Below are 23,798 nucleotides of genomic sequence, written 5' to 3'. Positions count from 1 at the left end.
GCCTTCGGCGTCCGATAATAATCCGCGCCCGCAGAGGGCCGTGGCGGCATGCCAGCCGTCCGGCACCCCTAGCCGATCTGTCAGGGCCGGGTGATACACTCGATATGACGCGCATGCGCGCCTGCAGGTCCAGCGATCATGACCCAGATTTCCGAACGCCTGTTGGTTCAGGCCCATCTTGACGCCAAGCAGCCCAACCCGCTGACAGCCGAGCAGGAGGCCGAATACCGTGCGGCCATCGCTGCCGAGCTCAAGGCCCAGAACGCTGTTCTGGTTGCCCATTACTACTGCGACCCGGTCATCCAGGCGCTGGCCGAAGAGACCGGTGGCTGCGTGTCCGACTCCCTGGAAATGGCCCGCTTTGGCAAGAACCATCCGGCCGAAACCGTGATTGTCGCTGGCGTGCGCTTCATGGGCGAGACGGCCAAGATCCTCACGCCGGAAAAGCGCGTGCTGATGCCGACCCTGGAAGCGACCTGCTCGCTCGACCTGGGTTGCCCGGTTGAGGAATTCTCCGCCTTTTGCGACCAGCACCCCGAGCGCACCGTGGTGGTGTACGCTAACACCTCCGCCGCCGTGAAGGCGCGTGCCGACTGGGTGGTGACGTCCAGCTGTGCGCTGGAAATCGTCGAAAGCCTGATGGACAACGGTGAAACCATCATCTGGGGGCCGGACCAGCATCTGGGGCGGTACATCCAGAAGCAGACCGGTGCCGACATGCTGCTGTGGGACGGTGCCTGCATCGTCCACGAAGAGTTCAAGTCGCGTCAGCTGGCCGACATGAAGGCGTTGTACCCGGACGCCGCCATTCTGGTTCACCCGGAATCGCCGGAGTCGGTGATCGAGCTGGCCGATGCGGTGGGCTCCACCAGCCAGTTGATCAAGGCTGCGCAGACCCTGCCGAACAAGACCTTCATCGTCGCCACCGACCGCGGCATCTTCTACAAGATGAAGCAGCTGTGCCCGGACAAAGAGTTCGTCGAAGCGCCCACCGCCGGTAACGGTGCCGCGTGCCGTAGCTGCGCGCATTGCCCGTGGATGGCCATGAACACCCTGGAGCGGGTGCTGGACTGTCTGCGCAACGGCAGCAATGAAATCTTCGTGGACCCGGCGCTGGTGCCAAAGGCGATCAAGCCGCTGAACCGGATGCTGGACTTCACTCAAGCGGCGCGTCTGAAGCTGTCCGGTAACGCCTGAGGGACAATCGCCGGCAAGCCGGCTCCCACAGGTGCCGTCTAGCCCTGAAGGGCTGCAATACCTGTAGGAACCGGCTTGCCGGCGATGGGCTGCATAGCAGCCCCCTTTAACGCCCCATCATGTCCTTGACCATCCGCTGCTGCTCCATCACCTCGCGCTGGCGCTGGTCAATCTGCGACGCCAACGGGAAGTTGCTACCTGCGCGGCGCTTGGCGTAATCGAGCTGCTGAATGGCCTGGTCGAAATCGCCCACCAGGGTGAAATACTCGGCACGGGCCCGATGCAAGCCAATGGTATTGCCAGACAAGCCGCGCACTTCGGCCACGTCGTACCACACGTCTGGGTCATCCGGGCGGCTTTTGAGCAGATCATCCAATACCTTCTCCGCCTCGGCCGGCTTGCCTTGCTTGACCAGCAGATCGGCGCGTACCTGTTTCAACGGGTAATTGCCTGGGTACAGGCCGCGCATCCGCTCCACCCGCTGCATGGCATCGGCCAGGCGGTTGTTGGTGATGTCCAGGTCGATCTGCGCCAGGTTGTAGGTGATGTCGTTGGGCGCCTTGGCCAGCAGTGGCTTGAGGTTTTCCCGCGCTTCGTTGAGCTGGCCACCTTTGATCTGGGCCAAGGCCAGGCCGTAGCGGGCGGCGTCCATGTTCGGGTTTTCGTCGAGCTGGGCGCGGAAACGCTTGGCCGCCAGGCCCGGTGTGCCCTCATAGGTCAACGCCACCCGGGCGCGGATCAGCTGGTAGCGCAGGCTGTCTTCCACGCCGCCTTTGGGCGCCTGCTCGGCGCGGTTGCGGGTGTCGGCGATACGCGACTCGGTCACCGGGTGAGTCAGGAGGAATTCTGGTGGCTTGGCGTCGTAGCGGTACTGACGCGCCAGGCGCTCGAACATCGAAGGCATGTTGCGCGGGTCATAGCCTGCCTTCTCAAGGTTCTGGATACCAATGCGGTCGGCTTCCTGCTCGTTCTGTCGCGAGAAGCGCCGCTGCTCCTGGATGGCCGCTGCCTGGGTGCCGGCAATCACGCCGATACCGGCATCGCCGCCGCCACCTGCAGCCAGCACGATACCGGCCAGCAGCGCAGCCATCATCGGCAGCTGCATGCGCTGCTGGGCTTCGACGCCACGGGCAAAGTGGCGCTGGGACAAGTGCGCCAGTTCGTGCGCCAGTACCGAGGCATACTCGCCTTCGCTCTGGGCGTTGAGGAACAGCCCACCGTTGACCCCGACAATGCCGCCAGGGGCCGCGAAGGCGTTGAGCTCGCGGCTATCGATGAGGATGAACTCGAGGCGCCGGTCCTGCAGTTGGCTGGTCTCGGCCAGGCGGTACACGCTGGTTTCGACGTAGTCCTTGAGTTGCGGGTCGTTCAGCTGGTTGACGTTGCCGCGCAGCAGGCTCAGCCAGGCCCGGCCAAGCTGGTGCTCCTGCTGCGGCGAGACGATTGCGGAACTGGCGTCGCCCAGTGACGGCAGGTCGTCGGCATGGCCGGGGAGGGCCATCAGGCAGGCCAGCGTCAGCAGGGTAGGGCGCAGTAGATTCATGCACGAAGCTCGCGTCGGATCAAAGCCCCTACTGTAGCCCGCTCACACGTTGGCGACCAGTGGCGGTATCCTAGCCAACCTGCCTGACAAAGCCTTGGAGACGCCTGCGATGAGTGACACCTTAACCTGTGACGCCGAACTGGACGCCAGTGGGCTGAACTGCCCTCTGCCGCTGCTCAAGGCCAAGATGGAGCTCAATCGGCTGGCCAGCGGTGCGGTGCTCAAGGTGATTGCCACCGATGCAGGTTCCCAGCGCGACTTTCGCACTTTCGCGCAGTTGGCCGGTCATACGCTGCTACGTGAAACGGCCGAAGCCGGTACTTATACCTACTGGCTGAAAAAGGCCTGAGTTCTTCCAAGGATCGTCAATGTTCAAAGTGCTTCGTGACTGGATGCAGCGCTACTTCTCCGATGAGGAAGCGGTGGTGCTGGCGGTCCTGCTATTCCTGGCCTTCACCGCGGTACTGACCCTCGGTGGCATGCTGGCGCCGGTGCTGGCGGGCCTGGTGCTGGCCTTTCTGATGCAGGGGCTGGTCAATGCCCTGGAGCGCCTGCGGGTGCCGACGGGGGTGGCGGTGAGTGTGGTGTTCGCCCTGTTCATGGGGGCGCTGGCGGTGTTCCTGCTGGTGCTGGTGCCGTTGCTCTGGCACCAGTTGATCACCCTGTTCAACGAGTTGCCGGGAATGCTGGGCAAATGGCAGTCGCTGCTGTTGCTGTTGCCTGAGCGCTACCCGCACCTGGTGTCGGACGAGCAGGTGCTGCATGCCATCGAGTCGGTGCGTGGCGAAATCGGCAAGTTTGGCCAGTGGGCGCTGACCTTCTCGCTGTCCAGCCTGCCGTTGCTGGTCAACGCCATGATCTACCTGGTGCTGGTACCGATTCTGGTGTTCTTCTTCCTCAAGGACCGCGAGTTGATCGGCCGCTGGGTCAGCGGTTACCTGCCACGCCAGCGAACGCTGCTCAACCGGGTTGGCAGCGAAATGAACCGGCAAATTGCCAACTACATTCGCGGCAAGGGCATCGAAATCCTGATCTGCGGCATTGCCACCTATATCGCCTTCATCAGCCTGGGGCTCAATTACGCCGCACTGCTGGCGCTGCTGGTGGGGTTGTCGGTGGTGGTGCCCTACGTGGGGGCGGTGGTGGTGACCGTGCCGGTGACACTGATTGCGCTGTTCCAATGGGGTTGGGGCGACCAGTTCATTTACTTGATGACGGTGTACGCGATCATTCAGGCGCTCGATGGCAACGTGCTGGTGCCGCTGCTGTTCTCCGAGGCGGTGAGCCTGCACCCGGTGGCGATCATTTGCGCGGTGTTGCTGTTCGGCGGGTTGTGGGGGTTTTGGGGGATCTTCTTCGCGATCCCGTTGGCGACGCTGATCAAGGCCGTGCTGGATGCCTGGCCGAGGCAGGAGGCGAGTGTTTCGCCGATGCTGTAAGGGTTGGGGCCGCTTTGCGGCCCTTTCGCGACACAAGGCCGCTCCCACAGCAATCGGGTTGATCCTGTGGGAGCGGCCTTGTGTCGCGAAAGGGCTGCAAAGCAGCCCCCATCAATCTCAAGCCTTGCTCAAAGCCTGAGCCGCCGCCAGCACGGCATCCACATGCCCCGGCACCTTCACCCCACGCCATTCCTGGCGCAGTACACCGTCCTTGTCGATCAGGAAGGTGCTACGGTCCACGCCCATGTACTCCTTGCCATACAGCTTCTTCAGCTTGATCACGTCGAACAGCTGGCACAGTGCCTCGTCCTTGTCGCTGATCAGCTCGAACGGGAAGCCCTGCTTGGCCTTGAAGTTCTCATGGGACTTGATGCCATCGCGCGAAACGCCGAACACTACGGTGTTGGCAGCCTCGAAGGCCGCGTGCTGGTCACGGAAACCCTGGCCTTCGGTGGTGCAGCCCGGGGTGCTGTCCTTCGGATAGAAGTACAGCACCACCTGACGGCCCTTGAGTTCGGCAAGGTTCACGGCCTGGCCGCTGGTGGCCTGGGCCTGGAAATCGGCGACGGGTTGGTCGAGTGCTACAGCCATGGGAGCTTCCTTACATGGGGTTCTGTGGGCGCCAAGGCTCGATCAGTGCATCCAGGTTCAGGGCATCGGCGAAGTCGAGGAACTGGTCGCGCAGCCAGCTGATCTGGGTGCCGGCCGGCAGAATCACGGTGAACTGGGCGTTGAGCATGCTGCTGCCGGTCTGCGGCGCCAGGTAGGTGTCGCAGGTCAGGCTTTCCAGCTCGACGCGGTGGTCGAGGAAGAACTGGCACAGCTCGCTGATGATGTCCGGGCGGTAGGCGGCACTGATGTAGGCCACGTACGGCAAGGCCTGCGGGCGCACTTCCTGATCGGCGCTACGCACCACATCCAGAGTCAGGCCGTGTTTCTTGCCCAGGCTCGGCAGCATGGCCTCGAGGCGCGCCAGGGCGTCCCAGCTGCCACCGACCTGCAGGATCAGGGCACTGGTCTCGCCATGGCGGCTCAGGCGCGAAGTGACCACCGCGCAGCGGTTTTCGAAGGCGGCGCGGCTAAGGACATTGGCCAGCTCCATGGGGTTGGGCCCCAAGGCACTGATGACAAGAAATTGTTCGCGGACGGTGGGGGTGGACATGCAGCATTCCTAAAGCGATGAGCGGTCGGCACAGGACGGGCGAAAGCCTCCTGTCGGCAGTGCCCGGGGCTCGCATGCGAGGACGTGGACGCTGGCGGGGAGCAAGGTCGACGGCCCGGCGGGCCGCGCTGCACCGATCAAAGGATCAAGGGTAGCGAAAACCGGCGCGAAGGGGAATGCTCCGCCCGCCTGCTTCGCTTGTGCAAGGCCGATGCCCCCAGTACCATTACCGCTCTCTTTTTCCGGCAGGAGCAGTTACATGATTGCGGGCAGTATGGTGGCATTGGTCACACCCATGGATGCACAAGGGCGTCTTGATTGGGGCAGCCTCGACAAACTTGTAGACTTCCACCTGGAAAACGGCACCCATGCGATCGTCGCCGTCGGTACCACCGGTGAGTCCGCGACCCTGGATGTCGAAGAACACATCCTGGTCATCAAGCACGTGGTCGAGCGCGTCAAGCACAGCAAAAACCCGATTCCGGTCATCGCCGGTACCGGTGCGAACTCCACCGCCGAAGCCGTGCACCTGACCCAGAACGCCAAGAACGCTGGCGCCGACGCCTGCCTGCTGGTAGTGCCGTACTACAACAAGCCGACCCAGGAAGGCCTGTACCAGCACTTCAAGCACATCGCCGAAGCCGTCGACATTCCGCAGATCCTCTACAACGTACCCGGCCGCACCTCCTGCGACATGCAGGCCGAGACCGTGATCCGCCTGTCGAAAGTGCCGAACATCATCGGCATCAAGGAAGCCACCGGCGACCTGCAGCGCGCCAAGGCCATCCTCGACGGCGTCGACAAGGACTTCATCGTCATGTCCGGCGACGACCCGACCGCTGTCGAGCTGATCCTGATGGGCGGAAAGGGCAACATCTCCGTTACCGCCAACGTCGCCCCGCGCGAAATGGCCGATATGTGCGAGGCCGCCCTTGAGGGCAATGCCGAGAAGGCCCGCGCGATCAACGAAAAACTCATGCCGTTGCACAAAGACCTGTTCTGCGAAGCCAACCCGATCCCTGTGAAGTGGGCGCTGGTGGAAATGGGCCTGATGCACAAGGGCATCCGCCTGCCGCTGACCTGGCTGAGCGAAGGCTGTCACGAAAAAGTCCGTACTGCCTTGCGCCAGTCCGGCGTACTGGTTTAATCGAGGAAGTACACCGCATGAAGCGACTGGCTGGTCTTTCCACGCTCGCCCTGATCATTTCCAGCACCAGTGGTTGTGGCTGGTTGTGGGGCGAGGATGGCTATTTCCGCGACCGCGGCAGCGATTACCTGCAAGCGCACCCGACCGCGCCGATGCAGCTGCCGCCGGACGCCAGCAACGTCAAGCGCCTTGACCCGCTGTTGCCGATCCCCCGTAACGTTGCCGACGACCGCGCCACTAGCGAGTTCGAGGTGCCACGCCCGCAACCGCTGACCGCGGCTGCCGAGGCCAATGACTACAGCCTGCAACGCAGCGGCAACAGCCGTTGGGTGCTGGCCCAGCATTCGCCTGCCGAAGTGTGGCCAGTGGCCCGCCAGTTCTTCGAGGACAACGGCTTCCGCATCGCCGAAGAACGCCCGCAGACCGGTGAGTTCAACACCACCTGGCAGCGTTTCGACGAACTGTCCGCCTCGCTGGGCCAGCGCCTGGCGAGCACCGCCAGCAGCGGCGACAGCGAAGTGCGTGTTCGCGTGCGCATGGAACCCGGCGTGCAGCGCAACACCTCCGAGGTGTACATCGTCAGCGTCGAGCGCCCGGCCGGCAGCACCGCCGAGCCTGATTTCCCGTCCACCTCCAGCAACACCGGGGCCGATGCCCTGCTGGTCGACGAAATGCTGGCCAGCATGAACCGCAGCGCCGAGAAAGGCGGTTCGGTGTCGCTGCTGGCCGCCCGCGACTTCGACGCCCCGAGCCGCGTCAGCCTGAGCGAAGACGGCAGCGGCAACCCGGTGCTGTACCTGGGCGCCGACCTGGACCGCGCTTGGTCCAGCGTAGGCCGTGCCCTGGAGCAGGGTGGCGAGTGGCGTGTCGAGGACATCAACCGCAGCCTGGGCCTGTACTACATCAACCTGTCGGAAAAGCCTGAAGACAAGCAGAACGAGCCTGGCTTCTTCAGCCGTATGTTCGGCAGCGAACCGACCAAGGAAGAGCGTGAAGCCCGCGCCGAGCGTTATCAGGTGCGCCTGAGCAAGGTTGGCGAAAGCGTGCAGGTCACGGTCGAGAAGAACATCAACACCGTGGCCCCGGCCGATGTCGCCCGCCGCGTGTTGAGCGCCATTCAGGACCACCTGGGCTAAGTGCGCTTCGCGGTACTCGGAAGCGGCAGCCAGGGAAACGGCACGCTGATCGCCAGTGGTGACACCTTCATCCTGGTCGATTGCGGCTTTTCCCTGCGCGAAACCGAGCGGCGCCTGGCGCTGCTCGGGGTGTCGGCGCAGCAACTGAGCGCGGTGCTGGTGACCCACGAACATGCCGACCACGTGCATGGGGTGGGCTTGCTGTCACGGCGCTACAATGTACCGGTCTACCTCAGCCAAGGCACATTGCGCGGTTTGCGCAAGCCGGTGGAGGTCGCCGGTTTTCTTGCCTGTGGCGACACCTTGCGCATTGGCAGCCTGGAAGTGAACGCTGTGCGGGTCGAGCACGATGCATACGAACCGTTGCAGTACGTGTTCAGTGACGGTCGCCGACGTTTCGGCATGCTGACCGACCTGGGCTCGTACGACATGCACCTGGTCGAGCGTTACCAAGGCCTGGATGCACTGCTGATCGAGGCCAACCATTGCCGCGACCTGCTCGCTCGCGGCCATTACCCGCAGTTTCTGAAATTGCGGGTCGGCGGTAGCCAAGGACATTTGAACAACCACCAGGCCGCAAACCTGGTGGCCGAGCTGGGCTGGCAGCACCTGCAACACCTGGTGCTGGCCCACCTCAGCAGCAAGAACAACCTGCCACAACTGGCCCGCCAGTGCTTTGTCGACACCCTTGGGTGCGACCCGGACTGGCTCCAGGTGGCGAATCAGGAACACGGGCTCGACTGGCGCGAAATCGCCTAGCCCAACCACTCAAGCAAGCGGAGCCCTCCATCATGGAAAAACGCGAAGAACTCTACCGCGGCAAAGCCAAATCGGTTTACAAGACCGACGACGCCGACCGCTTGATCCTGCTGTTCCGTAACGACACCTCGGCGTTCGACGGCAAGCGTATCGAACAGCTCGACCGCAAAGGCATGGTGAACAACAAGTTCAACGCCTTCATCATGCAGAAACTGGAAGAAGCCGGCGTGCCGACCCAGTTCGACAAGCTGCTGGGCGACAACGAGTGCCTGGTGAAGAAGCTGGACATGATCCCGGTCGAGTGCGTAGTGCGTAACTATGCCGCTGGCAGCCTGGTCAAGCGCCTGGGCGTGGAAGAGGGCATCAAGCTCGAGCCGTCCACTTTCGAGCTGTTCCTGAAGAACGACGAGAAGGGCGACCCCTTCATCAACGAATCCCACGTCGTTGCCTTCGGCTGGGGCACCGCCGAGCAGCTGGCAGAAATGAAGAAGCTGTCGCTGAAGGTCAACGAAGTGCTGAACAAGCTGTTCGACGACGCCGGCCTGCTGCTGGTCGACTTCAAGCTGGAGTTCGGCGTGTTCCACGGCCAGATCGTCCTGGGTGACGAGTTCAGCCCGGACGGCTGCCGTCTGTGGGACAAAGAAACCCGCAAGAAGATGGACAAGGACCGCTTCCGCCAGGGTCTGGGCGACGTGATCGAAGCCTACGAAGAAGTTGCCAAGCGCCTGGGCGTGCCGCTGTAAGGCGCACGTTCACGCAAGCGCCTGATACCACGCGATTTTTTTGCAAATAAAGGTTTGCGTTTTCAGAATTCGCTGGTATGATGCGCGGCATTGGAGAGATGCCGGAGTGGTCGAACGGGACGGATTCGAAATCCGTTGTACTGGCAACAGTACCTAGGGTTCAAATCCCTATCTCTCCGCCATACATGTGGTAGACGAAGCCCCTGAAAACGATGAGTTTTCAGGGGCTTTTTCGTTATACGCCGCTTTGCTGAGCATTCAGTTGATAGCTTTGGATTTCAGTGGCCTGACGGTCAGTTCGAAATGTTGGCCCAGCGTGATTTGGTCCCCAATGGCTCAGCCACAACCAGAACCCTCGATTACCACCTTAAATGTTGGGCTAGCGCTGAGGCGCTAACCGAACATTGGGGCCGTGCCCTGTGCCCATCGGCAACTACCCGGTGGGGAGCAATATCTGGCCATAGGCGCTGGGCCGCTCGAACGTGCCAGGGAACATCTTGTTGAAAAAAGTGTCACACGTTTTCATCAGGATGTAACCCAACCATTACCAAGGAGCGGTAAGTATGGCCTTCGACGCCTACATTAAAATCGACGATATTGCTGGTGAAGCGCTGGATGAGCAGTACACCAACTGGATCGAGATCACGAGCTACAACTTTGGTGTCAATCAAAGCACATCTGCCACCGCGAGCTCATCCGGCGGGGCAACATCAGGTCGTACGACCCTTAGCAACTTCACCTTCACCAAATATCTCGACAGTGCCAGTTGCAAACTGCTGGAAGCCAGTTGTGCGGGCCAGCACCTCAAGGAAGTGAAGCTGGCGTTGTGCCGGGCTGGCAGCGACAAGCTCAAGTACTACGAGATTGTCTTGGAAGAGGTGATCATTGCCGACTACTCGCAAAACGCTAGTTCTGGTGTGCCCATCGAAGTTGTTCAGTTGAACTACGGGCGTATTAAGACCACCTACACCCGTCAGAAACGTTCCGATGGCAGTGGTGGCGGCAATGTGACGGGGGGCTGGGACCGCATCAACAACAAGAAGCACGCGTGAGGTAAGGCAATGTCTGATGCACGCAGCTTCATCAACGCCAAGACCCAGTCTTACCAGTCTTTGAAGGCCAGTACACCGGTTACTGGACACGCCAGAGGCAAGTTCGATGTCCTGAACGCGCACATTGCCAACAGCGTGGTCATGGCCGGGGAGTTGGTAATCGTGGGGGACCCCGATACACCTTCTTGCACCAGCCACGAAGCATTCCTGATGTCCAAGGCTGCTCAGGTTCACACTGAACTGTTGAGCAGCGGGGTGGAGGCGGATGATTTTTTTCTGGAACACTTCGATTTACTGCAAAGTGTGCTGGCCAACGCCTCAATGGGGGCTGGTGCGGCCAGCGAGGGGTGGAGCAAGCATTTGAGCACTATCAAGGCCACCCTTGAAGATATCGAAAAACTGCATCGCGACTACCTTGGTTCTGGCACCCTTAGTGCGCGCGATGCGTTCTACGCAAAGCGCACCACCTTGTTCATGAAACTCGAACAGCAGTTGGGGAATGTTGCCGCATACGGCTCAGGCTTACGTAACCAGGGGAAGATAAAACAGGCATTGGGCATTTCGACGCGAAGTTATTTGCATCACGGTGAAATCGCGGGCTATGCCGACAAGGTGTCAGGTGTTGCCAGAGCATCAAATCTGGTCAAGAAAGGCACGTATTTCGGTACTGCGCTGGATGTGGCATCCACAGGCCTAGCGATTCATAAAGCCTGCACGACGGGCCGAGAAGACCAGTGTCGACGTGCCAAATATGTTGAAAGCTCGATGTTGATGGGGAGCCTGGCGGGTGGCAGCGCCGGGGGGTATTTGGGCGGTATGGCAGGTACTGGTGTTTGTGCCGTTGTTCTGGGGGTCAGTACGGGCGGCCCCGGAGCACTCGCTTGTGCTGTCGTCGGTGGTGCCGTGGGCGGTAAGGTGTTCGGTGATTTCGGGAGCAAGGGAGGCGAGATGGTGGGTGACTTTTTATACAGCGAGGTATCGGAGTGAATGAAGTTCACCCTGGGTTGATTGCGTTGCTGATCATTGCCCCCATGATGCTGGCGATGGTCGTGCAGTGTTACATAGCCTATAAATACACTGAGCGCTTTGAGTCGTTTCTTACGAGTTGCATCTTCGTGACCGGCAATAAAAATACATTTCAACATGCAGGTTTATTGGGCAAGGTCATGCGCACGGGGTTGATCTCCATGGTGCTGGCTGTACCGAAAATCTTTGTGCGCAGGGGGTTGATTGACATCGATGAAGTTAAACGCTTCCCGCCGCACATGAGACGACTGCTGGTGAGTCTGTTAGGCATCCACATTGTGCTGCTCACCGCGTTGGCCATTTTCAATTATGCGCAAGGTTGAAACTTAACAGGCTGGCTTTAGCTTTATCCACCCGGTGGCTAGCGAGGTGCACTGCTGCAGGCGCTCGTCTTTTTCCTCGGGGCGGGAATTGAGCAACCTTCCAATGACCTACCCACCCCCCGGGGGGTTAAGTTTCTATCCCTTCGCCATACATTTAGTAGACGAAGTCCCTGAAAGCGATGAGTTTTCAGGGGCTTTTTCGTTTTGCAGCCTTAATGTTTCATCATCCCCAACTCGGCATCGTCCAACAGCGCCTTGGCCATGGCGCTCAAGTAATGCGAGGCCCAGATGAGCTTCTCATCGCGCTCCATCACGCCGGCCAGCGTCATGTCTCTCACATAGCCCATCAGTTCGGATGCCTGTTCCCGGGCGTATTCGCAGGGGATATCGGGCTCGATGCGAAACAGCGGTTGGGTTTGGCCTTCGCCTTGGTAGAAGCGGGTTTTGCCTACTGTGGTGCGGGGGTTGCTGTGCTGTGTGGACATTGTCCAATCTCCCTGACTCTTTAGCTGCCTGGGCCGGCCCTTTCGTGGGTAAACCCACAACAGCTAACAAGCTGATTTTAAGAAGGTTTCGTGGGAGCTGGCGTAGCCTGCGATCGATGGCGCAGCCCTCGCAAAAACCGCTATAGGGTCCGCTGCGCGGCCCATCGCAGGCTTCGCCAGCTCCCACGGGTTAGTGGTGGCCTTGAGCATGTTTTCTGCTTTCGCAGGAAGCGCATTGCTTCGGCTCTAGTGCAGCGTTCGTGGCTCTGCCGGTAAATGGGCTTGCATCTGCAATTGCAGCAATGCCGACTCGACCAGCGCTTGTACCGCTTCCATCTCGTGGATGACGGCCTGCATTACGACGGAGCTGGGCGATGTGGGTTTCAGTTGCACGGATTGCTGGGCCACGGACAGGGCGCAGAGCACGTACTCCGAGGTTTTGATCAGGGTGTCTTGCAGTTCGAAAGGGTGGGGTGGATCGGGGACCATCTTGCGCATGAAAACTCCTTGAGTCAGGTGGAGCTGCCTGGCACCGCTGTCAAACGAATGGAGGCAGCCGTACATGGGTTGACAGACCGGTGACCCAAGGAACCCGGCGCACACGAAGGTGCCCCATGCACAGCTGCCATGAAGCGCTGCAACAAATTCTTGAGTCGGTCAGCCTGTCAAAGCCGGTCGTTGAATGAGTAACGACTGGCCGAGACTAGAGCCCAATCCAGAGAGTCGCAATGGTTTGGCAGGGGCAGCAGTATGATTCGGAAATGGACTACAAGGAATGGGAAAAATCTGAGGCAGGAATGTAGGAAATGGGGCTGAAAAGCGGCCGTCAGGGGGATTGTTAGGGTTCGCCATGACATTTTTGGCGTTTTCGAGATCGAGCGCCGCCCGCGCGGCGCATCGCGAGCAAGGCTCGCTCCTACGTTTGTTTCGGGCCAGTAACGCCTGTGGCAGGCGCGCGCGACCGCTTTGTTTGTACAACTCGATATCGCGCCATGCGCCAAGAGCGTTCGCGCACAATTCTCACAGGAATAATTGGCCCGAAACAAACGTAGGAGCGAGCCTTGCTCGCGATGCGCCGCGCGGGCGGCGCTCGATTTACGCCCCCCCTCAAAACTCAAGTCAGGCCCTCTTCCCCACGATTCCGTGAAGAACAATTGTTCAAATCAACGGTCCCTCCACAGATGACCCCACATCACCCATCCCCTGAAAAACCATCCTTTGTCAGCCCCCTGCGTCACGCCCTCTAATGCCGGAAAGCCGAGTGATCCCGATCACCGATTTCAACAATAAAAGCGCTTTTCCGGAGATTGTATGCACAGTGGTCCCACCCTCTTGCTGGTGCTGTTTTGCGCCATCCTTCTGATTGTTTTCCTCATCGTCAAAGTGCGTGTCCACGCGTTCCTGGCCCTGACGGCCGCCAGCCTCGTGGTGGGCATCGGTTCCGGCATGCCCCTGGCCGACATGGCCGCGTCCTATGAAAAAGGCGTTGGCGGCACGCTCGGCTTCCTGGCAACCGTCATCGGCCTGGGCGGCATCCTCGGCAAGATGCTGGAAGAGTCCGGTGGCGCCGAGCGCATCGCCCAGACGCTATTGCGCGCCCTGGGTAAGGAACGCGCCTCATGGGCCATGATGCTCGTGGGCTTCATCGCCGGCATCCCGGTATTCTTCGAAGTGGGTTTCGTGCTGCTGATTCCGTTGGTTTATGTGGTCGCCAAAGAAACCCGGATCAACCTCCTGTACCTGGGCGTGCCGCTGGCCGTGTCGCTGATGGCCGTGCATTGCATGCTGCCACCGCACCCTGCCGCCATGGCGATCACCGGGATGCTTGGCGCCGATGTGGGCAAGGTCATCCTGTACGGCCTGATGGTCGCGCTGCCGACGGCCATCGTTGCCGGGCCGCTGTGGATCAAGCTGGTGTGCAAGCGTGAAGCGCCAGACACTCAAGCCGCGTTCCTCGAAGAACACGGCGTCGACAACGCGCCCCGCGACTTGCCCGGCCTTGGCGTGACCCTGCTGACCATCCTGTTGCCACTGGTACTGATGGTCGGGAAAAGCTTTGCCGCCGGGCTGCCCCATGAGTCCGGGCTGCTGAGCCTGGTGTCGTTCCTCGGCACGCCGCTGATCGCCCTGTCGATTGCAGTGCTGTTCGCCTACTGGGCACTGGGGTTGCGCCGCGGCTTGCGCATGCCGGACCTGCTCGCGCACACGCAAAAAAGCTTTCCGCCACTGGCCAGCATTCTGCTGATCATCGGCGCCGGTGGGGCCTTCAATGGCATCCTGGTCGACAGCGGCGTGGGTAACGCGCTGTCCGCCTCGCTGACCCAATTGAACATGAACCCCATCGTTCTGGCCTGGCTGGTGGCTGGCTTGATGCACTTCGCCGTCGGTTCGGCGACGGTGGCAATGATCAGCGCCGCAGGTATGGTGATGCCGATGCTGGGTGCTCACCCCACCGTGAGCAAGGAAATCATCTGCATTGCCATTGGTGCCGGCGCCATTGGCTGGACCCACGTCACAGACTCGGCCTTCTGGGTGGTCAAGGAGTACCTGGGCGTTTCACTCGCCGATGCGTTGAAGAAATTCACCTCGGCCACTGTACTGGCTTCATTGATTGCGCTGGGGCTGACCCTGTTGCTGGCGCAGTTCGTTTGATTCAACCCGTATTTCAGCCTGATTGTTCAAAGGGACCCCGCCATGATTCTGGGCAAGACACTTGAAAACTGGTACGCCAGCCATCCGTTGATTCGCGACCTGGTCGCGCTGCAGGAAACCACCTGGTTCAACCCTGGCGTGGCGCCTGCCGCGCAGGCGCTGGGCGATGTGGGGCTGACGGCCGCCGATGTGGCCGATGCCAGCGCACGGCTGACGCGTTTTGCGCCGTACCTGCAGCGTGTGTTCGTGGAGACGCAAAGCAGTGGCGGCATCATCGAATCGGACATCGTGCCTGTGCCGCAACTGCAGCAAGCGCTTGCTGAGCGCTACGGCCAGGCATTGCCTGGGGCGCTGTGGCTCAAGCGCGACAGCCATCTGCCGATTTCCGGCTCCATCAAGGCGCGCGGCGGTATCTATGAAGTGCTCAAGCATGCCGAAGACCTGGCCTTGGCCGCGAACCTGCTGACCCTCGAAGACGACTACGCGCTGCTGGACAGCGACAAGGCACGAGCCTTTTTTGGCCAGTACAAGATCGCCGTGGGTTCGACGGGCAACCTGGGCATGTCCATCGGCATCATGGGCGCTGCACTGGGCTTTCAGGTCACCGTGCACATGTCGGCGGATGCGCGGCAATGGAAGAAGGACAAGTTGCGTTCTCACGGCGTGACCGTGGTCGAGTACGCCTCCGACTACAGCGTGGCGGTTGCACAAGGCCGCCAACAGGCGCAGGCCGACGCCACCTGCCATTTCGTCGACGATGAAAACTCGGTGAACCTGTTCCTCGGCTACTCGGTGGCGGGCGAGCGCCTGAAACAGCAACTGGCGGCTGCCAACATCACCTGCGACGCGCAACACCCGTTGTTCGTCTACCTGCCTTGCGGCGTGGGCGGAGCCCCGGGCGGTGTGGCCTTTGGCCTGAAACTGGCCTTCGGTGACCACGTCCACTGCATCTTCGCCGAACCCACGCACTCGCCCTGCATGATGCTGGGCGTCTATACCGGGCTGCACGATGAAGTGAGCGTGCAGGACTTCGGTATCGACAACGTGACGGCCGCCGATGGCCTGGCGGTGGGGCGCGCTTCTGGTTTTGTCGGCAAGGCCATGCAGCGCTCGCTAGAGGGTTTCTACACCGTCAGCGACGAAGAAATGTACAGCCTGCTGGCCCTGATGGAACGCAGTGAAGGGCAGCGCCTCGAACCTTCCGCGCTCGCCGGTGTGCCCGGCATTGCCAGGGTGCTTGCCGACCAACAAGACTACCTGGCGCGTGTGGGCCTGGGCAGCGAGGCCATGGCACAAGCCACTCATCTGGTCTGGGCGACAGGCGGCAACATGGTGCCGGCCGATGAGATGGACGCTTACCTGGCCAAGGGGCGTGAACTGCTGGCCAAGGGGTGATAGCGCCCTGAGTGGCGCGGGCACGACAGGCTATCGCTGATTCATGCGCAAAATCGGATGTGGCAGGATAATTCTCCTGCCGCATCCTTCGGATGTTTGAGGGAACCTGCCGTGCTCAACCTGCCTCCGCGTATCAGTTCCAGGCTCAACAGCAGCCAGTTCGCCAATCTTCACACCTTTCTGGTTGCCGCGCGCCACCTGAGTTTCGCCCGTGCGGCGCAGGAACTGTGCTTGACCGCCAGCGCTGTAAACCACCGTATAAGCCGGCTGGAAGCCGCGCTGGACATGAAGCTGTTCCAGCGCCTTACCCGGCAGGTTTGCCTCACCGATGAAGGCGAGCGGATCTTTGAAATCCTGCAGCATGCGATGGGCGAGTTGTCCGAAGCGCTCGAGCAATCGTCGCAAGCCGACATCGCGGGCTCCCTGGCGATCTACGTAAGGCCTTCCATCGCCCAATGCTGGCTGGTTCCGAGGCTGGCGGAGTTTGTCGAGCGTTACCCCCTGGTGGCATTGGACCTGCGGGTAGGCAATGACAATGTCGACTTTCGCACCCGCAAGATCGACCTGGCGCTGTACTACGCCAATGGTGAGTTTCCGGGGCTGGTGAGCCAGCGCTTGATGCGCGAACGTATGGCCCCGGTATGCAGCCCTGAGTATGCGCGCCGCCATCGTCTGCAGGAGAACCCGCAGAACCTGAAGCACTGCACCCTGCTGCATGACTCCCTGGCCTGGGACCATGCCGCTTTCGATGCCGAGTGGACGCTCTGGGCGGAGCAACACAACCTGCTGGCGGCACTGCCCGAACGTAGCCTCACCTTCGACCGCTCCGACCTCAGTGTGACCGCCGCCATGAACCACGTCGGCATCGCGATTGGCCGCCAGCAACTGGTGCAGAAGCGGGTGGACAGCGGTGAACTGGTTCTGCCGCTTGCCGATTTCAGCCGCTCAGGCCACTACGACTATTACCTGGTTCACCCGCCGCTGGGGACCGTGCCCAAGCGGCTGCAGGTGTTCATGAACTGGCTACGGGAATGCGCCCGTCAGTCAGCCCCTCAGGATGAGCACGAGGATGGGGCCTGAAAGAGGCCGGTGTTCATCATTTCAGCGCATCGCCGCCAACTTGATGCCGAACCCCACCAGGCAAGCCCCCGCCAACCGCTCGAACAGGTTCGTCATGCGCGGGTTGGCCCGCATACGCTCGGCCAGCAGATGGGTCAGCACCACGGCAATCAGCCCATACAGGAAGGTCACCGCCGCCACGGTTGCCGCCAGAAAGCCAAAGGTAACCAGGCCCTGGTGTTTGACCGGGTCGATGAACAGCGGGAAAAACGCCATGTAGAACATGATCGCCTTGGGGTTGAGCAGGGTGATCATCATGGTCTGGCGCAGGTAGTGGCCGTTGTCCATGCGGCTCGCCCGGGGCGCGTCACCGGGTTTGCTCAGCAGCATGCGCAGCCCCAGGTAAGCCAGGTACATCGCGCCTGCCCACTGCACCACATGGAAGGCCGCCGGGTACGTCGCCAGCAATGTGGCAACGCCCGCCACTGCCAGCCACAGCAGCACCTGGTCACCGAAAATCACCCCACAGGTGGCGGCCAGCCCCGCCTTGATGCCGCCCTTGCCGGTGGCGGTGATCAGGGCAAAGTTGCCGGGGCCTGGGATGGCCAGCAGGACGATGAACGCAATCACGAATGCGCCGTAGTCGGTGACGCCAAGCATGGGGGAGACCTCGGTTCAGGCAGTCTGGGGTCTGCCAGCATACTCCATCTTGCCGCTGCGCAAGCGTCGCCACAGCGTACTGCGGCTCACCCCCAGGCAGCGCGCGGCTTCGTCCAGGTCGCCCTGGCAGGTTTCCACTACCTGGCGCGCGTGGGCTGCTTCGGCGGCCTTGCCCAGGCTGCGCAGGTTGTCGGGGGGCGCAAGTGTTTGCTCGGTTTGGCCTTGCTGGAAAAACTCCGGGAACAGTCTGGCAAGCCCGCCACTGTCTTCACCTTCCAGCACAGGCAGCGCGATGGCGGCCCGTTCGGCGATGTTCTGCAACTCGCGCACATTGCCCGGCCAGCGATGACGCAGCAGGTGGGGCAGCAAGGGTTGTAGTTGCTCGGCGCTGAGGGCGGGCAAGCCGTGGTGTGCCGTCATGGCACTGAACAGCGGGAGGATGTCCTGTACCCGCTCGCGCAGGGGCGGCACAGCCAGGTGCAGGATGTTCAGGCGGTAATAGAGGTCTTCGCGAAACTGCTTTTCGGCCATGCGCGTGCGCAGGTCGCAGTGGGTGGCGGCGACGATGCGGATGTCCACCGGGGTGGGTTCGCAGGCCCCCAGGCGCAGCACTTCACGCTCCTGCAACACGCGCAGCAAGCGGGTTTGCAGGGGCAGGGGCATGTCGCCGATTTCATCGAGAAACAAGGTGCCGGTGTGGGCCAGTTCGATCAGGCCGGGCTTGCCGCCCTTGCGTGAACCGGTGAAGGCCCCGTCTTCATAGCCGAACAGTTCGCTTTCCAGCAGCGACTCGGGGAAGGCGGCGCAGTTGATTGCCACGAACGGCGCCGCCTGGCGGGGACTGGCGTTGTGCAGGCTTTGCGCGAGCAGCTCTTTGCCGGTGCCGCTTTCGCCTGTGATCAACACCGTGGCGTCGGTGCTCGCATAGCGCTGCGCCAGACGCACGGTGGCGCGCATGGCGGGCGCTTCGCCGAGGATCTGCTCGAATCGGTAGCGGGCGGTGAAACGGAGCGAGTGGCCTGGCTTGCGGCGCTGGCACACCGACAGGGCGTGGTCGAGGCTACGGCGCACGCTGTCGGTGTCCAGCGCCAGCAGGCCCTGAGCGCCCGCGGCGTCGGCCAGTTGGGCGATGGTCGAGGAACCGATGATCACCCGGTAACCGTCCTCCACCAAACGCCCGACTTGTTCGCGGGCGTGTTCCAGGTTGGTGTAGGTGCGCTCGCGTATGGCCAGGCTGAACAGCGACTGCATGGCCTGCAGTTCCGGATGGCCCTGGCCGAAGCTCAGAACGCCCACCTGGTGCGTTTGCGTGCTGGCCTGGTCCAGCGCCCGGATCAGGTCTTGCTCGCCCATGTGCATCGCCACCACTGTCGTCGACAGGCGCTGGCGCAAATACTCTGCGCTGGCGCCCGAGCAGAGGATGATGTCCGCCTGCTGCTGGCGCTCCAGCGCCTGCGCCTGTGGCAGCAGGCGGGCCAGGGTGGTTTCGATGATCTCGATGCGTGCGCGGCCTTTGTAATCGGCGCTCACCTGTTCGAACAAGCGGGCCACACGGCTGCGACCACGTGGCTGATGCAAGTGGGTGATCAGCGCGACGACGCGTGGCAGGGTTGGCTCGGCTGGCATGGGCTGCTCCTGCGCTACAGCGGGTTGACCAGATGCCCGCCATCGACCGCCAGCACGCTGCCGGTCATGAAGGCACCGGCTTCGCTGGCCAGCAACAGCACTGGCCCGTCCAGCTCGTTCAACTGCCCCAGGCGGCGCATGGGCACCTGCTGCTCGATGTAGCGCTGGCCACTGTCGCTGTCGAAGTAGGCATCGTTCATCTCGGTCTTGAAGTAACCGGGGGCGATGGCATTGACGCGAATGCGGTGGCGGGCCAGTTCCAGCGCCATGGCTTTGGTCAACTGCACCACGCCGGCCTTGGCCGTGCAGTAATGGCTCAGGCCGCTGCCCACGCGCAAGCCAAGGATCGAGGCGATGTTGATGATGCTGCCTGGGCGGCCGGCCTTGACCAGGCGCTGGCCGGCGCACTGGGCGACGTGGAACACGCCGTCGAGGTTGGTGGCGAGCATGCGTTGCCAGTCGGCCGGAGTCAGTTCCAGAAAACGGCCGGGGTCGCCGATGCCGGCATTGTTGATGACCACGTCGATCACGCCAAAGCAGGCTTCGGCGTGGTCGAAGGCCATTTCGATGCTGTCGCGCTGGGTGACGTCCAGGGCCACGGCCAGGGCTTGGCCGCCATTGGCCTGGAGTTCTTCGGCCAGGTGCAATAGGCGTTCGATACGCCGGGCACCCAGCACCACGCGGGCGCCGGCAGCGTGGGCCAGGCGGGCGAAGTGGGCCCCCAGGCCGCTGGAGGCGCCGGTGACCAGGACGGTTTTGCCGGTCAGGGAGAAGGTGTTGTCGAGCATGGTTGGGTCCTTGTCAGGTGCAAAGGTCGCCAAAAGATCTGTGGGAGATCTGTGGGAGCTGGCGAAGCCTGCGATGGGCCGCAAAGCGGCCCCCAATATCGGTTTGTGCGAGGGCTGTGCCCTCGATCGCAGGCTTCGCCAGCTCCCACGGGTTAGCGGCGGCCTTACTAAGGTTTGCTGCGCGATGAGCGCTAGCAGCCGAAAAACTCACAGCACTTCGAACAAACCAGCGGCACCCATGCCGCCGCCCACGCACATGGTCACCACCACGTACTTCACGCCACGGCGCTTGCCTTCGAGCAGGGCATGGCCAACCATCCGCGCGCCGCTCATGCCGTACGGGTGGCCGATGGCGATGGCGCCGCCGTTGACGTTCAGCCGCGCCGGGTCGATGTGCAGGCGGTCGCGGCAGTACAGCACCTGGCAGGCGAAGGCTTCGTTGAGCTCCCAAAGGCCAATGTCGTCCACCTTCAGGCCGTGCTGCTTGAGCAGCTTGGGCACGGCATACACCGGGCCAATGCCCATTTCCTCCGGGGCCAGGCCGGCCACGGCAATGCCGCGATACAGGCCCAGCGGCCTGAGGTTGCGCTGCTCGGCCAGGCGCGCGTCCATCAGCACGCAGGCGCTGGCGCCATCGGACAGCTGGCTGGCGTTGCCGGCGGTGACGCAGCCGCCTTCAACCACCGGTTGCAGGCGGGTGAGGTCGTCCAAGATGGTTTTCGGGCGGTTGCCTTCGTCCAGGCTCAAGCTCACGCGGCGGTAGCTGACTTCGCCAGTCTGCTTATCGGTGACCGCCTGTTGGGTGGTAATTGGCACGATCTCGGTTTCGAACAGGCCGGCCATCTGCGCGGCGGCGGTGCGCTGCTGGGACTGCAGGGCGTAGGCATCTTGTGCCTCGCGGCTGATGCCATAGCGCCTGGCGACATGCTCGGCGGTGTGCAGCATGGGCATGTAGGCGTGTGCGGCATGCCGGATCACCTGACTGTCCTGTTCGGCGAGCGCCCATTCCAGGTTGCGCGTTTGCACCGCGCTGATGTTCTCGTGGCCGGCACCGATGGTGGCCTGCATGCCATCGACGATGATCTGCTTGGCGGCGGTGGCGATGGCCATCAGGCCTGAGGCGCACTGGCGGTCGAGGGTCTGGCCGCTGACCGACACGGGCAGGCCGGCGGCCAGGGCGCTCATGCGCCCCAGGTTCCAGCCGGCGGTGCCGGACGGCATGGCGGTGCCCATCACCAGATCTTCGATTTCATCGGCTTCGATACCGGCGCGTTCCACGGCGGCCTTGATTGCGTGGGCGGCCAGGCTGGGCGAATGGATGTTGTTCAGGCCACCGCGAAAGGCCTTGCCGATGGGCGTGCGGGCGGTGGAGAGAATCACAGCTTCTTTCATGACGGGTTCCTCGGTCAGGCGGGCTGAGTGCGGGTTTTGCCGGAATTGGCCATGCGCGTGAGCAGCGCGGCGGGCTGCAGCCACATCTGGCCGTAGTCACCAAGGCGTTCACGGTGCTGTTCGATGCCGGCCAGCACCCGGTCCAGGCCCAGATGCCGGGCATAGTGCAGCGGGCCTCCACGCCAGGCCGGGAAGCCGTAGCCGTTGGTCCACACCAGGTCGACGTCGCCGCTGCGCAGGGCTATGCCTTCGTCGAGCAGTTGCAGGCCTTCGTTGATCAGCATGAACAGGCAGCGGTCGTGGATTTCTTCGTCGCTGATGCTGCGCCGGGTGATGCCCAGTTCAGCGGCCAGGCGCTCGGCGATCTGCATGACTTCGGGGTCTTCGAGGCGTTCTCGGCCTTCGTAGCGGTAGAACCCGCGCCCGGTTTTCTGGCCGTGGCGGCCCAGGCTGTAGAGCGCGTCTGCCAGGCGGAAATAACTCGGGTCATGGGCAATTTCCTTGCGGCGCGCTTCACGCACCAGGTAGCCGATATCGATGCCGGCCAGGTCATACATGGCGAACACGCCCATGGCCAGGCCCAGGTCGGTCAGCACCTTGTCCACCTGCGCGGGCGTCGCGCCCTCGAGCACCAGGCGATGGGCCTCGCGGGCATAGGGTTCGAGCATACGGTTGCCGATGAAACCGAAGCACACGCCGGACACCACTGGCAGTTTGCCGATGCGCTTGGCGATCTTCAGCGTGGTGGCCAGCACGTCTGCTGCGGTGGCCCGGCCGCGCACCACTTCGAGCAGGCGCATGACGTTGGCCGGGCTGAAGAAGTGCAGGCCGACCACATCCTGTGGGCGACGGGTGCAGGCGGCGATCAGGTCGACATCCAGGGTCGAGGTGTTGCTGGCCAGAATCGCACCGGGCTTGCACACCTTGTCGAGGGTGCGGAACACGTTCTGCTTGATGGCCAGGTTTTCGAACACGGCTTCGATCACCAGGTCGGCCTCGGCGAGGTCGGCGTAGTCGAGCGTGCCCTGCAACAGGGCCATGCGCTGTTCAAGTTGTGCCGGGGCCAGCTTGCCGCGTTTGACGCTGCCTTCGTACAGCTTGCGGATATGCGCAAGGCCACGGTCCAGTGCTTCGGGCTTGAGCTCCAGCAGGGTGACCGGCAGACCTGCGTTGATGAAGTTCATGGCGGTGCCGGCACCCATGGTGCCAGCGCCGATCACGGCCACGCGGGCAATGGTGCGCAGCGGTGTCGAGGCGTCGATGCCAGGAATTCTCAGGGCCTCGCGCTCGGCGAAGAACTGGTGGCGCAGCGCGGTGGCCTGGGGGTTGTCCAGCGCCCGACGGAACAACAATTGTTCCAGTGCCAGCCCCCGTGGCAGAGGCAGTTCGCAGGCGGCACGCACGGCCGACAACACCAGTTGCGGGGCCAGCTGGCCTGGCTTGCGGGCGGACAGTTGGGCTTCACGTTGTTGGAAGAAGTCCTTGGGCAACCCTTCGCTGAGCGGTGGGCGTTCTGCATCTGTTGCAGTTGGCTCGGCCAGTATGGCGCGCGCAAAGGCGCAGGCTTGGACAAGCAGGTCCTGATCCCGCTCGACCAGTTCATCGACCAAACCCAGGCCATGCCCCTGTCGTGCGGCGATCGGGTCGCCGCTGAGCATCATCTCCAGAGCCGGCTCAACGCCGATCAACCGTGGCAGGCGCTGGGTGCCACCGGCACCGGGGATCAGCCCCAGGCGCACTTCCGGCAGGCCCAATCGGGCGTCCACGCGCGCGATGCGGTAGCGACAGGCCAGGGCCAGCTCCAGGCCACCGCCGAGGGCAACGCCGTCAATGGCTGCGATCATGGGTTTGTCGATGCCTGCCAGCTCGACCAGCAGTTGCGGCAAGGCAGGTTCTTGCCAGGTGAGCGGGCTGCCGAACTCGGCGATGTCGGCACCGGCACTGAAGGGAAGTTGCTGGCCGTGAAGGATGATGGCCTTCACGCTCGGGTCTTTGGCCGCTTGTGAACAGGCGGCGGCCAGGGCCTGGCGCAGGGCATGGCCCAAGGCATTGACGGGCGCGTGGCAGAGGCCGATCAGGGCCAGTTCGTGGTCGCGGCGGTAGTCGATCAACTGCGTCATGGGAACCCTCTTTTACTGAATTCGGGTGGGGCTAGGGCAAAACGAGGTGGCGGTGAGGAGCAACCCGACGCCACCTAAAGATTCCGCTACCCGG

Annotated in this window: 23 protein-coding genes and 1 tRNA gene; 14 read left to right on the top strand and 10 right to left on the bottom strand. The window is 62.5% G+C overall.

The annotated features are described in order from the left end of the window. Nucleotides 1-138: 138 nt before the first annotated feature. The gene (gene nadA, locus PspTeo4_RS15970) at nucleotides 139-1,197 is read left to right on the top strand and encodes a quinolinate synthase NadA (protein ID WP_322364706.1); all 1,059 of its coding nucleotides are present in this window, start codon (nucleotides 139-141) and stop codon (nucleotides 1,195-1,197) included. 106 nt (nucleotides 1,198-1,303) lie between these two features. On the opposite strand, the gene PspTeo4_RS15965 is transcribed toward nadA, so the two are convergent. Next, nucleotides 1,304-2,740 carry a M48 family metalloprotease gene (locus tag PspTeo4_RS15965; protein ID WP_322364705.1) on the bottom strand — a complete coding sequence of 479 codons (1,437 nt, stop codon included), beginning with the start codon at nucleotides 2,738-2,740 and terminating at the stop codon, nucleotides 1,304-1,306. A 109-nt stretch (nucleotides 2,741-2,849) separates the two neighbouring features. On the opposite strand from PspTeo4_RS15965, the gene PspTeo4_RS15960 reads away from it, so the two are divergent. After that, nucleotides 2,850-3,089, top strand: a complete 240-nt coding sequence (locus PspTeo4_RS15960; RefSeq protein WP_322364704.1) for a sulfurtransferase TusA family protein — start codon at nucleotides 2,850-2,852, stop codon at nucleotides 3,087-3,089. 19 nt (nucleotides 3,090-3,108) lie between these two features. Continuing rightward, nucleotides 3,109-4,179: an AI-2E family transporter gene (locus PspTeo4_RS15955; protein ID WP_322364703.1), complete on the top strand. Its 1,071-nt coding sequence runs from the start codon at nucleotides 3,109-3,111 to the stop codon at nucleotides 4,177-4,179. Nucleotides 4,180-4,296: 117 nt separating this feature from the next. Here PspTeo4_RS15955 and PspTeo4_RS15950 read toward each other — a convergent pair whose 3' ends face one another. Both PspTeo4_RS15950 and PspTeo4_RS15945 read right to left on the bottom strand, forming a co-directional pair. Further along, nucleotides 4,297-4,770, bottom strand: a complete 474-nt coding sequence (locus PspTeo4_RS15950) for a peroxiredoxin (protein ID WP_322364702.1) — start codon at nucleotides 4,768-4,770, stop codon at nucleotides 4,297-4,299. A 10-nt stretch (nucleotides 4,771-4,780) separates the two neighbouring features. Beyond that, nucleotides 4,781-5,341 carry a glycine cleavage system protein R gene (locus tag PspTeo4_RS15945; protein ID WP_322364701.1) on the bottom strand — a complete coding sequence of 187 codons (561 nt, stop codon included), beginning with the start codon at nucleotides 5,339-5,341 and terminating at the stop codon, nucleotides 4,781-4,783. A 259-nt stretch (nucleotides 5,342-5,600) separates the two neighbouring features. Here PspTeo4_RS15945 and dapA point away from each other — a divergent pair, with 259 nt between their 5' ends. From dapA to PspTeo4_RS15905, 8 genes are all read left to right on the top strand, one after another. Continuing rightward, nucleotides 5,601-6,488: a 4-hydroxy-tetrahydrodipicolinate synthase gene (gene dapA, locus PspTeo4_RS15940; protein ID WP_322364700.1), complete on the top strand. Its 888-nt coding sequence runs from the start codon at nucleotides 5,601-5,603 to the stop codon at nucleotides 6,486-6,488. 17 nt (nucleotides 6,489-6,505) lie between these two features. After that, complete coding sequence (gene bamC / locus PspTeo4_RS15935; RefSeq protein ID WP_322364699.1) at nucleotides 6,506-7,624, top strand: outer membrane protein assembly factor BamC; 1,119 nt, start codon at nucleotides 6,506-6,508, stop codon at nucleotides 7,622-7,624. Beyond that, nucleotides 7,625-8,383 (top strand): MBL fold metallo-hydrolase, encoded by a 759-nt coding sequence (locus PspTeo4_RS15930; RefSeq protein ID WP_322364698.1) that lies wholly within the window; start codon nucleotides 7,625-7,627, stop codon nucleotides 8,381-8,383. 32 nt (nucleotides 8,384-8,415) lie between these two features. Then, nucleotides 8,416-9,126, top strand: a complete 711-nt coding sequence (gene purC, locus PspTeo4_RS15925; protein ID WP_012315794.1) for a phosphoribosylaminoimidazolesuccinocarboxamide synthase — start codon at nucleotides 8,416-8,418, stop codon at nucleotides 9,124-9,126. 92 nt (nucleotides 9,127-9,218) lie between these two features. Then, nucleotides 9,219-9,308: transfer RNA gene (locus PspTeo4_RS15920), tRNA-Ser, on the top strand. A 381-nt stretch (nucleotides 9,309-9,689) separates the two neighbouring features. Further along, nucleotides 9,690-10,178 carry a type VI secretion system tube protein Hcp gene (locus tag PspTeo4_RS15915; RefSeq protein WP_322364697.1) on the top strand — a complete coding sequence of 163 codons (489 nt, stop codon included), beginning with the start codon at nucleotides 9,690-9,692 and terminating at the stop codon, nucleotides 10,176-10,178. A gap of 9 nt (nucleotides 10,179-10,187) precedes the next feature. Continuing rightward, the gene (locus PspTeo4_RS15910) at nucleotides 10,188-11,165 is read left to right on the top strand and encodes a hypothetical protein (protein WP_322364696.1); all 978 of its coding nucleotides are present in this window, start codon (nucleotides 10,188-10,190) and stop codon (nucleotides 11,163-11,165) included. After that, the gene (locus PspTeo4_RS15905) at nucleotides 11,162-11,527 is read left to right on the top strand and encodes a hypothetical protein (protein WP_322364695.1); all 366 of its coding nucleotides are present in this window, start codon (nucleotides 11,162-11,164) and stop codon (nucleotides 11,525-11,527) included. The genes PspTeo4_RS15910 and PspTeo4_RS15905 overlap by 4 nt, the downstream gene beginning before the upstream one ends. Nucleotides 11,528-11,739: 212 nt before the next feature. On the opposite strand, the gene PspTeo4_RS15900 is transcribed toward PspTeo4_RS15905, so the two are convergent. Both PspTeo4_RS15900 and PspTeo4_RS15895 read right to left on the bottom strand, forming a co-directional pair. Beyond that, nucleotides 11,740-12,012: a DUF3077 domain-containing protein gene (locus tag PspTeo4_RS15900; protein ID WP_322364694.1), complete on the bottom strand. Its 273-nt coding sequence runs from the start codon at nucleotides 12,010-12,012 to the stop codon at nucleotides 11,740-11,742. Nucleotides 12,013-12,258: 246 nt separating this feature from the next. Next, the gene (locus tag PspTeo4_RS15895; RefSeq protein ID WP_322364693.1) at nucleotides 12,259-12,510 is read right to left on the bottom strand and encodes a hypothetical protein; all 252 of its coding nucleotides are present in this window, start codon (nucleotides 12,508-12,510) and stop codon (nucleotides 12,259-12,261) included. 813 nt (nucleotides 12,511-13,323) lie between these two features. Between PspTeo4_RS15895 and PspTeo4_RS15890 the strand changes: the two genes are divergently transcribed. The 3 genes from PspTeo4_RS15890 to dsdC all read left to right on the top strand — a co-directional run bounded on the left by PspTeo4_RS15890 (nucleotide 13,324) and on the right by dsdC (nucleotide 17,139). Beyond that, nucleotides 13,324-14,664: a gluconate:H+ symporter gene (locus PspTeo4_RS15890; RefSeq protein WP_322364692.1), complete on the top strand. Its 1,341-nt coding sequence runs from the start codon at nucleotides 13,324-13,326 to the stop codon at nucleotides 14,662-14,664. Between the two features lie 42 nt (nucleotides 14,665-14,706). Then, nucleotides 14,707-16,059: a D-serine ammonia-lyase gene (gene dsdA / locus PspTeo4_RS15885; RefSeq protein WP_322364691.1), complete on the top strand. Its 1,353-nt coding sequence runs from the start codon at nucleotides 14,707-14,709 to the stop codon at nucleotides 16,057-16,059. A 111-nt stretch (nucleotides 16,060-16,170) separates the two neighbouring features. Continuing rightward, the gene (gene dsdC, locus PspTeo4_RS15880; RefSeq protein ID WP_322364690.1) at nucleotides 16,171-17,139 is read left to right on the top strand and encodes a DNA-binding transcriptional regulator DsdC; all 969 of its coding nucleotides are present in this window, start codon (nucleotides 16,171-16,173) and stop codon (nucleotides 17,137-17,139) included. 21 nt (nucleotides 17,140-17,160) lie between these two features. Here dsdC and PspTeo4_RS15875 read toward each other — a convergent pair whose 3' ends face one another. The 5 genes from PspTeo4_RS15875 to PspTeo4_RS15855 all read right to left on the bottom strand — a co-directional run bounded on the left by PspTeo4_RS15875 (nucleotide 17,161) and on the right by PspTeo4_RS15855 (nucleotide 23,704). After that, entirely contained in the window at nucleotides 17,161-17,778 is a 618-nt protein-coding gene (locus tag PspTeo4_RS15875; protein WP_322364689.1) for a LysE family transporter, read from the bottom strand. Nucleotides 17,779-17,793: 15 nt separating this feature from the next. Continuing rightward, nucleotides 17,794-19,404 carry a propionate catabolism operon regulatory protein PrpR gene (gene prpR / locus PspTeo4_RS15870; protein ID WP_322364687.1) on the bottom strand — a complete coding sequence of 537 codons (1,611 nt, stop codon included), beginning with the start codon at nucleotides 19,402-19,404 and terminating at the stop codon, nucleotides 17,794-17,796. Between the two features lie 14 nt (nucleotides 19,405-19,418). Beyond that, nucleotides 19,419-20,192 carry an SDR family NAD(P)-dependent oxidoreductase gene (locus PspTeo4_RS15865; RefSeq protein WP_322364686.1) on the bottom strand — a complete coding sequence of 258 codons (774 nt, stop codon included), beginning with the start codon at nucleotides 20,190-20,192 and terminating at the stop codon, nucleotides 19,419-19,421. 207 nt (nucleotides 20,193-20,399) lie between these two features. Then, nucleotides 20,400-21,584, bottom strand: a complete 1,185-nt coding sequence (locus PspTeo4_RS15860; protein WP_322364685.1) for an acetyl-CoA C-acyltransferase — start codon at nucleotides 21,582-21,584, stop codon at nucleotides 20,400-20,402. Between the two features lie 14 nt (nucleotides 21,585-21,598). Continuing rightward, entirely contained in the window at nucleotides 21,599-23,704 is a 2,106-nt protein-coding gene (locus tag PspTeo4_RS15855; RefSeq protein ID WP_322364684.1) for a 3-hydroxyacyl-CoA dehydrogenase NAD-binding domain-containing protein, read from the bottom strand. Between the last annotated feature and the right edge of the window lie 94 nt (nucleotides 23,705-23,798).

Origin of the sequence: Pseudomonas sp. Teo4 (assembly GCF_034387475.1) — a bacterium.
Classification (GTDB): domain Bacteria; phylum Pseudomonadota; class Gammaproteobacteria; order Pseudomonadales; family Pseudomonadaceae; genus Aquipseudomonas.
The sequence above is the reverse complement of the archived record's forward strand: the minus strand, read 5'-3'. Positions and strand labels throughout refer to the sequence as shown.